Origin of the sequence: Litoribacterium kuwaitense, from assembly GCF_011058155.1 — a bacterium.
In the GTDB taxonomy this organism is placed as follows: Bacteria; Bacillota; Bacilli; order Bacillales; family DSM-28697; genus Litoribacterium; species Litoribacterium kuwaitense.
This window is the reverse complement of sequence record NZ_JAALFC010000066.1, coordinates 1-9872: the sequence shown is the minus strand read 5'-3', so window position 1 is coordinate 9872 and position 9872 is coordinate 1. Positions and strand designations below refer to the sequence as shown.

Here is a 9872-nt window from a genome sequence, read left to right as displayed (position 1 = left end):
TCCGTCTACTTCAACGTTGAACACAAACCCTTGACCAGCAGTCCGTTTAAAGTGAAGCTCAACGTCAGCTTTTGCCTTCACATTCTTTCCTAGCACATCCGCTGGCATTTTTACGCTTCCTAACGGAGTGACCACTTGCAGGTGGACAGTTTCGTCATCTTTCTCATTTGCAAATAGACCGCTAGACACCTTCAAAGCATATCCCTTCGCGTCATTAGTTGACTTTAGCTCTACCTCAACCTGTTTTACTCCTTGAGTATTGGATTTCGCCTGCTTTTTAAGAGCCTCCAGCTGTTTTGGAGAAAGTTCAACGACTGCTTCTTTGTTATCCTCAGACACTGTTGGCTCTACGACCAGCCGTCCGTTCTTCGGCTCAACATTTTGAAGTGTTTCAGACTTAGACTCGGAACGGTCGGACTTGTCTTTATCCTTATTATCTTTTTCCTTATCTTTTTCCTTATCATCATCTTTATCTCGGTCTTTATTATCGGATTCATCGTCGTCTTCTTTCGAATCATCATCTTCTTTTCCTTCGCCTGGGTCGCACTCACCTGGATCACCTTCGCCCGGGTCGCATTCGCCTGGGTCACCCTCACCTGGATCACCTTCGCCTGGATCACCTTCACCTGGGTCACCTTCAATAGGACTTTCTTCACCTGTTCCCTCGCCTTTAACGAGCGTAAATCGATCAACGACGCGATCATTAATGGTTTTTACTTCAAACTCTACTTTATCGTCGATGATATCAGCAGCCACATACATCTGTTCTCTTTCGCCATCCGTGACATGCTGCCAATCACGTTCGACAACTTGATAAAACTTCGGCCCTGTGGAACCGCCGACCAAATAGATCGTTCCTTCTCCATCTTCAGCGATTTCCCTATCTTTCATCGGCCAAGTTCTTACGTAGACATGATCATGACCATTCATCACAACGTCGACCTCAAATTCGTCAAAAATGGGTGTCCAAGCGTCGCGAATATGCGCAGAATCATACATACTTCCGTATGGACCGCGATGGAAAGCGACAAATGTCCACTCTTTATCGTTGTTTGCCAGATCATTTCGCAGCCATTCTTTTTGCTCTTCAAAGTCATATTCACTGTTCAGCACTACAACATGGGCATTGTTATAGTCGAAAGAAAAATGACTCCCTTTCAAACTATCAATTCCATTTTGCGGGTGATTGAAGTGGGCCAGATAATCTTCAGTATGTCTTGTTCCGGTCACTTCATGATTACCGACAACGGGAACGATTGTTGTCGCCGATAGTTCTTCTTTTGCTGCGTCAAACCACATGTTCCATTCATTTTCTTTATAGCCGTCTTCGACTAAATCGCCACCATGAACAACAAATTCGGTATCAGGGTGCTCATCTAAAGCTTTTTCAAAAATGTTGCCCCAAAGTGCAAATCCCTTTTCATTACTCGCTTGGGAATCGCCCATAAAGAGAAATTTTGTACCTACATTCGTGCCCGCCGCAGTGACAAACGTGCCCTGCTCACTAACATAGTCTTTTCCGTCACCAACACGGTAGGTATATTCCGTTCCTGGCTTCAACCCTTCAGCCTCTGCCTTGTGAACGCGGACCGTTCCAGTGTCATACGTATTAAATAACGAGCTTCTTCCTTCAAAACGCATCACTTGATCCGCATTGAAATCTGTAAACGCATCACTCTCAACAACCTCAACGACGGTTTCGTCGACACCTGGATGAGTATGCCAATTAAACGCCTTCGTTGTTTCCGTGTCTTCCCACATCGTGACACTTACATTATATGGGATTTCTGAGCCTGTCAGCTCAGAAACGACGAATGTTTCGATAGGACTGTACATCGTCTCTTTTACTGCTTGCAGCTCATATTCCGCAACAGACTGAGTCAATTCGTCTGTTTTTAAAATGCCTTCTTCGTCTGTCGTGCCAAGGTCTGTTCCATCAGTCAATTGAATGGAGGCTCCCTCAACTGGATCACCATGTTCATCTTCGACTGTGAAGGTTGTCGTACTTCCTTCGGCTACGCCTTTTTCATCCCAAGCCAAATTGAGATGATGCTGAATTGGCGCTGTCACTGGTTGCCCGTAAAAGCTGTATTCCACTTCACCTGTTTCCTCAAGCTGAAAGGCTCCGGAAACGAAGTTCACTTTCATGTCTCCATTCGCGTCTGTTTTTACTTGATAACGTAAGTGCGCCAAAGTATCTTCAGCACCTAAGCCGGCTTCGCCAAGCTCGTTAAAATCGATGCGAACAATGCCTCTCTCTTCATCAATGGTTGCATCTAATTGTGCAGCGGAAAGATTTTCATTTGGCACGACATGAATGTTTTCAGCCTTGTTTGTATCGAGTTGAAACTCAATATACCCCTCTGATATTTTGGACGGTTTCACCGCTTTAATATCTACCGCTGATGTATTCCCAACATATACTTCGTCTGGGTGATCGTACGTGATTTTAGAAGCGCCGGTATTTACGTCAAAAAACCACTCTTTTTCTGCACGATTTCCCGTTAAATCCCTAATTTTCAGCTGAACTTTATGCGTTCCGTCTGCTAGCGGAGCGTTAGGTGTATAATTGATTCGCCCAGTTGGCGGATACAACGCATGATTCACAAGGACGTCATCGACATACAGACGAATTTTATCTGGATCGATTAACGTACTTGCCGGATGCTCTTCTGGATCGTAATCCGCAGCTTCTCCAAAAGCCTCAATTTTAGGCTGATTGTCTGTCACGACACTCGACTCCGCTGGTGAAATATCTTTAATCACTGGGGGAGTAAAGTCTTCGGTTGTTGGACCATACAGCGCCCGAATATTATCGACATAGATCGCACCAGCATTTTTATTATCATTCTTTGTTTCCATGTAACGGACCGGCATATCCATAGAAAGAGGTGTAGGACGTCCTTGAGGTACGGTTGCCTCCATATAACGCCAGCCAACAAAGTCAATCCCAGGTTCTGAAGGGACAAAGTTAATTGGCACAGCTCCTCCATTTGCATCTTTCAGTTGCGCACGAAGCCAATGCTTGTTGCCATCCCCGTATACCCACATACTTATTTTTTCAGGATAATCCGGAATCTCGATATTTTGACTGGGTTCTTTCACTTGTAGGTAAGAACCTGACGTTCCGACCTTACCTGTGAAATCATACTCAAGCTTTAATGCGCCATTACCAGAACGCACATATTCTTCATCGGTTTCGATGCTGGCAATGCTTTTAACATATCGCGCGCCAGATTCTTTTTTATATCGATCCAGCCCATTCTCAAAGTCCTCCAGCACGACTGGTTGTTTCCCAACATTCACATCCATTGACGCTTCGACATCGCCATACGATACTGTAATTTTTCCTTTTAAACCAGTTCCATCTGCTGCTGTGAAGACGCCATCGTCATTAATTGAACCAATGGGGCCTTCAACTTGCCATTCGAAAGATTCATTGTCGGCTTGAATGACTTGACCATTTCTTAAAGCGGTGACTGATAGTTTTTCGCTTTGGTCCGCTTGGAATGTCGCGTTCTCCACTGGGAAGACGAGTTCTGTTAACTGATCGACAACTTCCACTTCGGCACTACCACGAATGTCATCATGGGAAGCAGTAACCACTGCGTCACCCGTAAGTTCGCTCGCTGTAAAAACACCATTGTCATCAACCATGCCGTACCGCGAGTCTATAGTCCATGCAGGACTACCATCAATAGAGGCAGGATGACCATACTCGTCTACGCCTGCTGCCTGAAACGAAACGGATGAACCCGTCAGCACTCTCTCTTGAACAGGTGAGATGGCTAGTTTTGCGGCAGGCCCGCCTTCTGGTGCTTTATTGACCAAAAGTAGACCATTCGCCGTACTTCGTTCTCCGCCATCGGCTGGCGAATTCATTACTTTTGCTTCTGTTTGCCCTGGTAATCTTGTAATCAACGTCGCTGAGCCACCGCCATCAACGTTGATTGCATTTACGACGCCCATATCTAGTAAAATACGAGCGAGCTCTTCATAGTTTACACCTTCACTAAATCCTGGCTGCCGCCCATCGACTTCAAGCATAACGATGGAACCATCTGCTTTCGTGCCGATCGCTGTTCTTGGGTGCACTGCTGTATCGTCGGTTTGTACGATCTTTCCATCTTCGATAAGCCGCTGATTACCGCCGATCGCCAGTTCAACGCCCTCCCAAGACTCATCCGCAAATTCAAAAGTTGCTGTGAGTTCACTGCCAGGCTGTAAAGAAGCGAGTTCTTCTTTGAAATCCCCCGTGGCAGAAATGACGACTTGTCCTTCTTCTAAAGACGTGTTCCCTTTATTTTCGTGCATTTCGAGAACACGAAGCTTTACGGTTTGACCTGGCTTGACGTCACCTTCTAAAATCTCCGCCACCACTTCGTTCCCTAAATCGTTTGTTTGCGTCGATACATCATAATCTTCAGTATATAAAATAAGTTCATGATCATTGCGGCTTCGATTAATATGCGAGATTTGCACTTCTTGGTCACCGACGGTTAAAAAACGCTTCAATGGCGCCGGCTTTCCATAGACTGTGCGACCATCACCCTTTAGTCCAAAAGCGACACGGGAATTAGGACTGGTTAATATTTTACCGTTTCCCATGAAGAAGCCGAGTGGCTCACCATTAGACATATTATAAAAATCTCCGTTTATCCCAGCAATCACGCGATTTTCTGGTTCATCGACGAGCTTTGCCATAGATGATAAAGGCTGCATCCCTAGTACTTTGCCATTTGACATGGCGGGCTGCAACTCTAAATTTTCATTCTGTAAGTTGAACTCTACCGTATGAATTTTTTCTAGTCCACGATCGATCTCTAAGTCCTTCCATGTATAAGTCACTTCAGGGCTTAGCTCCATCGTCCGCTCGTCAAGCAATTGTCCAAATTCTGACTCTGTTGGTGCCTCTGCCCTAACACCGTTAGTTGATGGAAAAAAACAGAGAGAAGCATGACGACGGTTAAAAAATACATCGTTGCTTTTTTCCTTGTGACATGATTCATATGTTTGATCCTCCCCTTTTTGATTTTTAGCCTGCAAACCGTAAAATAAGCACTACCTCACTTAGTCTACTAAAAAGAAAGAAACAATTTGTTAACCTAAATTACAACTTCTGAACCAAATCTCCTCTTTACAAAATCTTTAAAATTTATCTTCCATACTTTTGTCGGTACTCTTTCGGAGTGCACTGTACTTCTTTTTAAAGGCCCTATTAAAATACTGAATTGTCGGAAATCCACATTTTTGCGCAATCTCATTTATGAATAGATCAGATTGAAAAAGAAACTCCTTCGCTTTTTCAATTCTGACACGATTGACATATTGGATAAATGTGCAATTCGTTTGCTCCTTAAACCGTTTACTTAAATATGAAGCACTCATATTAAATTGTTGACATACTTCAGAAAGTGTCAGCGTTTGATAGTGATTTTTGTGCACATAATCACAAACTTGTTCAATGATTAGAGATGTATCTCTTTTATTCCTTCCGGATGCATGCTTAATCCACTGCTCAGCGAGCCTTCGAAAGTGAATGACCGTATCTTCTCGATGAGACATACACGCTGACTGCCTCATGACAGGAATATTCTCCTTGCAATATGCTTGCTCCCATTTTGCGCTAAATATGTATAACATTCCTTGCTTTTCACCTTTACATTTCTCTTGTAAATAAAAGATTTCTGAAAGCAACCTAGATTGTTCTTTCAGAATTTCATGAGGTGAACGATCCCATAACTGTTCAAAAAATTGATGAATATGATGGAGCTGACGATGATTTTGGAACCTTTGAATGACATCCATCGTTTGCGCTAAAGCATCATACATTTCTTGAAAACAAAGTGGTTTAAATAAATAATCGATTGCACCGGTCCGCATCGCTTGACGAATATATTGTGGTTTTTGACTTTCCCCGATAACGATGGTCGCCATTGGAAGCTTTCTTTTATAAATGTCATTGACTAGAGACAACCCCTCTAGCTCAGGATACATAATGTCGGTGATCACAACGTTTGGCCAACCCTTCTCATAAATCAATTGTTTCGCTTCTTGCCTTGAAGCTGCTTCACCGATCACATGATACCCCCACTCTGTAATACTGTTCCGAATGTGCTGTCTCGTGAATGAGCAGGGATCAGCGATTAAAACATATAACACTTCCGGTACTCCCTTCCAATTCTAGTAATTCAAAACCATCATAACTTATCAAATCGTTTCAGTTTTAACCTTTACATTTTTTTAACATGAAATTCACACCGGATTATAATTAATTCCTTTTACAACAATAATGTAGACCTTCAACGTTTTTATAAATGATGAGGGCTCGTCTATTTTCAGAGAAGGATTCGAAAACAGCACAAAAATAGATCAGTGGTTCCTTCCTTGATTCGTTTCAGTAGGTATGAGCATTGATTAAGTGGTGATGTGTTCATTTCATTACTTATCGTTAGAGGATAATCCGTGGAAAATAGCTGTAAAATTTGTTCTATTTCTTCGTTATTATTGTTGTCATTTTTGGTGTAGATTGCCTCGTTTATCTCACGAAAGAATAATTTAAAGTACTTCTTTAGAAGCTGTTCAGAATATAGGGAGGAAATATATCCATCTCTTTTTCCCTGTTGTATTAACTTTACATAAAAGACTCAAATTTTCCTTCTAAATTATGAAGAAAATAATGAACTGATTCTGGGTGTTCCTGGCCCAGGTCTGTCAAAATTCTAATGTTTTTTATTTCATGATTCATTAGGTCTTTAATCTTTTCATTAAAAGGAATCTTTGAATTTAATACCACTTCATATTCTCTTAGTTTTGAATCTATCCAATTGTTAAACGTTTGTTGATACAGCTCTTCCTTGGTGCCAAAATAATTGTAAATTGTAGCAGGAGAAACACGAGCTTTACGAGCAATTTCATCGACTCTCACTTTATCAAATCCATGCTTCATAACTAATTCAAATGAAGCTGAGAATATCTGTTTTATTTTTTTTCTTTTCTTCTTTCAAATCCATCCATACTATATGTCACCTCATGGTAATTATAAATGAAGTTTTAGAGTGATTCAATATTTTACTACATTTCCTCTTGAAATTATTTATATATAGTTGTATAGTTAAATTGTATAATAACTACAAAAAAAGGGGGACAGAAAAATGATTATTAAAATTCCAAGTATTTTTCATGAGGTTTTTGGTAAGAGACAAAGTGTGATTCAACTGATAGGTATTTTACTCTTTGGAATCATACTTACTACATTATTATTTATTTATGACCCTAGCATTTATTATGACATTTCACTATGGAGGACTATAGTAGCATTTCTATTTATATTTGATATTTTTTCGGGATGTATAGCTAATTTTACTAAGTCTACAAGTGAGTATTACGCAAATAATAAAAAGAAACAATTAATATTCATATCTATTCATTTCCATTTAATACTTGTTGCAATTTTACTAGGTACTTCCATTTGGAGTGCTATTCTCGTTTGGATTTACACTATTATATGTTCTTTTATCATTATTTTCTTAAAGAAAGACAATCAAATTTTTGTGGGAGGGTTTTTATTGTGCACTGGAATAGCTGGTATTCCTATACTTGGAATGGAGAGTTTTATGATGATTGTTAGCATGCTTTTTTTGATTAAAGTACTATATAGCTTTAGTGTTAATCATTATCAAAATGAGGATTGAGGTGTTGAGCAAGGGGTATTATATCTGATAACGAAATCCATTCTTATGAGAATCATTGCTATTTCAATTTATATTGAATAATTTATAGTTCCGTTTCCTTTTGCACTTGGATACATATATGATGAAACTTTTATTTTATATACTAAAAGAGGTGGTTTTTATGGGTAAGTATCAATGGATTTTGTGTCCTATTTGTAAAAACAAAACAAGAAGTAAAATGCGTAAAGACACAGAATTAAAAAACATCTTCACCCCACGGAATTCGTGTCGGTGCTTATAGATGAAGTCATAGGTTTCTTCCGGTCTTTTGCGAAGATGCCCATAGCCTTTTTTAAAATGGCATTTTCCAGTCACGTATGCGTTTTTCAAGTTCACGTTCATTTTTGTTTTCAGGACTAGGATTCCCACTGCCGACAAATGCAGCTTCCTGATTCTTGTCATATTTTTTGACCCAGTTGTGAAGGGTTTGTTCAGCTAAATCTAATTCTCGAGCAACTTCTGCAATCTTCTTACCATCCTGTTTCACCATTTGAACGGCTTGAATTTTAAATTCATGATCATATGATTTTCTCATGGTGGACAACTCCCGTTAAATTATTGGTTCACATTATACATGATTTCCTCCCAATTTAACGCGTTCATTTATTGGACTATCATCATTATCTTTCAACTTTAATGTATGTAGTCAATAAATATTTAGTTTTTAAAAAGACCTACAAGAGAACGCATAAAGGTTATTAACTCAAAATTCTTGGCGATCACTTTAATTATATATGTTTATAATTAAAAATTCAAAAATTTAAGAGAAAAATAAATATTCTAATCAATAAATCGTGCCTGCCAGATATATTTGGCAAACAAATGGAGTGGCATGGAATCCACATGAACGGTTCCATGACTAGAGATGAAATCCTTGGGGGAGGATTCATAGATAGAAAGGAGAACCTGATTTTTTATGGCAAGGTAGGGGCTGGGAAGACGCTTCTGGCAGCAACAGCAGGTTGGCATGCCATACGGCATCAAGGTAAGAAAGTGCGCTTCTATACTGTAGCCCAGCTAGTGAATGTTTTATTAGATGCCAATGAAAAAGGCACCTTAGGAAAAATGTATAAGCAAATTGAAGACTTGGACCTTTTGATTTTGGATGAGCTGGGCTATGTGCCACTACACAAACAGGGGGCAGAACTCCTCTTCAAAGTTCTGAACCTGTGTTATGAGAGACGCAGTGTCATTGTCACGACAAATCTTCATTTTGGGCAGTGGAATCACATTTTTGGTGATCCGATCCTGACAGAAGCGTTTGTCGACCGGCTGATTCACCACTCTCACCTAGTTGTATTCAACCGTGATAGTTTTCGTCACAAAGACTCATTGATGATGAATGAATCGAAATGAGCATCCATTGGCAAGCGCATCATTTTTAATTTCCGAATATCGCATTTTTTAATTTTTTAGTTGCCAAATACAAACGGGGCTGTTAGCACCTTTTTTATCATTTGTTATCACCTGCGCTTTTTGCTTTGGTTATGGCAGCTTCCCCAATACTTAGAGACATGTTACACCTCCACATTTCCTAAAGGGTGTCACAATTGTGTACCTTACAAGCCACATTGTAACTGCTTTCCCGAACTTTTCAATCGTGAATTGATACACTTGCATATTGAGTATAGGTTATTGGCTGAAAAATCAGTTCGACCTTATCTAGTTTATTGACCGGTGCTACATTATAATCATGAATGGGCTTAAATTTATCGACAGACACAATATTGAATGTCACGCTAATTTCTTTTTAAAGTAAGCTGCAGAAGAAAGTGATACTACAAATGTTATTACACCTAGATAAAATATTAAGTGTGAAGGTTCATAGTATTCCAAAAGTATTCCATTCATGATTGTTCCTAATGGTATAGAAATAACCATAAATGAGTTTAAAAAACCGAAGAATCTCCCTTGATTATGCTCAGGAACTTCTGTTCTATATAGTATTCCAAAATACACATTTGAAAAACCAAAGAATATTTGTCAATATCGGGTTAAAAATCCCCAAAAACGCCGGACTAAAATTCCTCACTTTGCTGTTTCTGGAGCTGAAGGCAGAGGAAATACCCCGGCCTTTTTCTTCTCTTCCATGCGATAGGAATCACCTTTGATGCTAAACGTAACCGAGTGATGCAGGAG

General features: G+C 40.0%; 6 protein-coding genes and 2 pseudogenes. 3 read left to right on the top strand and 5 right to left on the bottom strand.

Annotated elements, in window-relative coordinates; translation table 11 throughout:
- The 4 genes from G4V62_RS18265 to G4V62_RS18250 form a co-directional block, all read right to left on the bottom strand.
- A partial coding sequence (locus tag G4V62_RS18265; RefSeq protein WP_212508840.1) for a phosphodiester glycosidase family protein occupies nucleotides 1–4848 on the bottom strand: 4848 nt, incomplete at its 3' end.
- A gap of 8 nt (nucleotides 4849–4856) precedes the next feature.
- The gene (locus tag G4V62_RS18260) at nucleotides 4857–5009 is read right to left on the bottom strand and encodes a hypothetical protein (RefSeq protein WP_165204974.1); all 153 of its coding nucleotides are present in this window, start codon (nucleotides 5007–5009) and stop codon (nucleotides 4857–4859) included.
- A gap of 139 nt (nucleotides 5010–5148) precedes the next feature.
- Nucleotides 5149–6162: a helix-turn-helix domain-containing protein gene (locus tag G4V62_RS20720; RefSeq protein ID WP_165204972.1), complete on the bottom strand. Its 1014-nt coding sequence runs from the start codon at nucleotides 6160–6162 to the stop codon at nucleotides 5149–5151.
- A 472-nt stretch (nucleotides 6163–6634) separates the two neighbouring features.
- Nucleotides 6635–6976 (bottom strand): TetR/AcrR family transcriptional regulator, encoded by a 342-nt coding sequence (locus G4V62_RS18250; RefSeq protein WP_312855543.1) that lies wholly within the window; start codon nucleotides 6974–6976, stop codon nucleotides 6635–6637.
- 178 nt (nucleotides 6977–7154) lie between these two features.
- On the opposite strand from G4V62_RS18250, the gene G4V62_RS18245 reads away from it, so the two are divergent.
- Both G4V62_RS18245 and G4V62_RS20945 read left to right on the top strand, forming a co-directional pair.
- Nucleotides 7155–7694: a hypothetical protein gene (locus G4V62_RS18245; RefSeq protein ID WP_165204968.1), complete on the top strand. Its 540-nt coding sequence runs from the start codon at nucleotides 7155–7157 to the stop codon at nucleotides 7692–7694.
- 118 nt (nucleotides 7695–7812) lie between these two features.
- Nucleotides 7813–7974: a cysteine-rich KTR domain-containing protein gene (locus G4V62_RS20945; protein WP_376768330.1), complete on the top strand. Its 162-nt coding sequence runs from the start codon at nucleotides 7813–7815 to the stop codon at nucleotides 7972–7974.
- Here the strand turns inward: G4V62_RS20945 and G4V62_RS18235 are convergent.
- Nucleotides 7938–8268 (bottom strand): annotated as a pseudogene (locus tag G4V62_RS18235) (transposase); the annotation flags it as partial. The gene G4V62_RS20945 and the pseudogene G4V62_RS18235 overlap by 37 nt on opposite strands.
- A gap of 218 nt (nucleotides 8269–8486) precedes the next feature.
- On the opposite strand from G4V62_RS18235, the pseudogene G4V62_RS18230 reads away from it, so the two are divergent.
- Nucleotides 8487–9089, top strand: a pseudogene (locus G4V62_RS18230) (ATP-binding protein); the annotation flags it as partial.
- Between the last annotated feature and the right edge of the window lie 783 nt (nucleotides 9090–9872).

Coding starts and splice junctions, on each gene's coding strand:
- G4V62_RS18260 (WP_165204974.1), bottom strand. CDS start 5,009: ATGAATCATGTCACAAGGAAAAAAGCAACGATGTATTTTTTAACCGTC.
- G4V62_RS20945 (WP_376768330.1), top strand. CDS start 7,813: ATGATGAAACTTTTATTTTATATACTAAAAGAGGTGGTTTTTATGGGT.
- G4V62_RS18245 (WP_165204968.1), top strand. CDS start 7,155: ATGATTATTAAAATTCCAAGTATTTTTCATGAGGTTTTTGGTAAGAGA.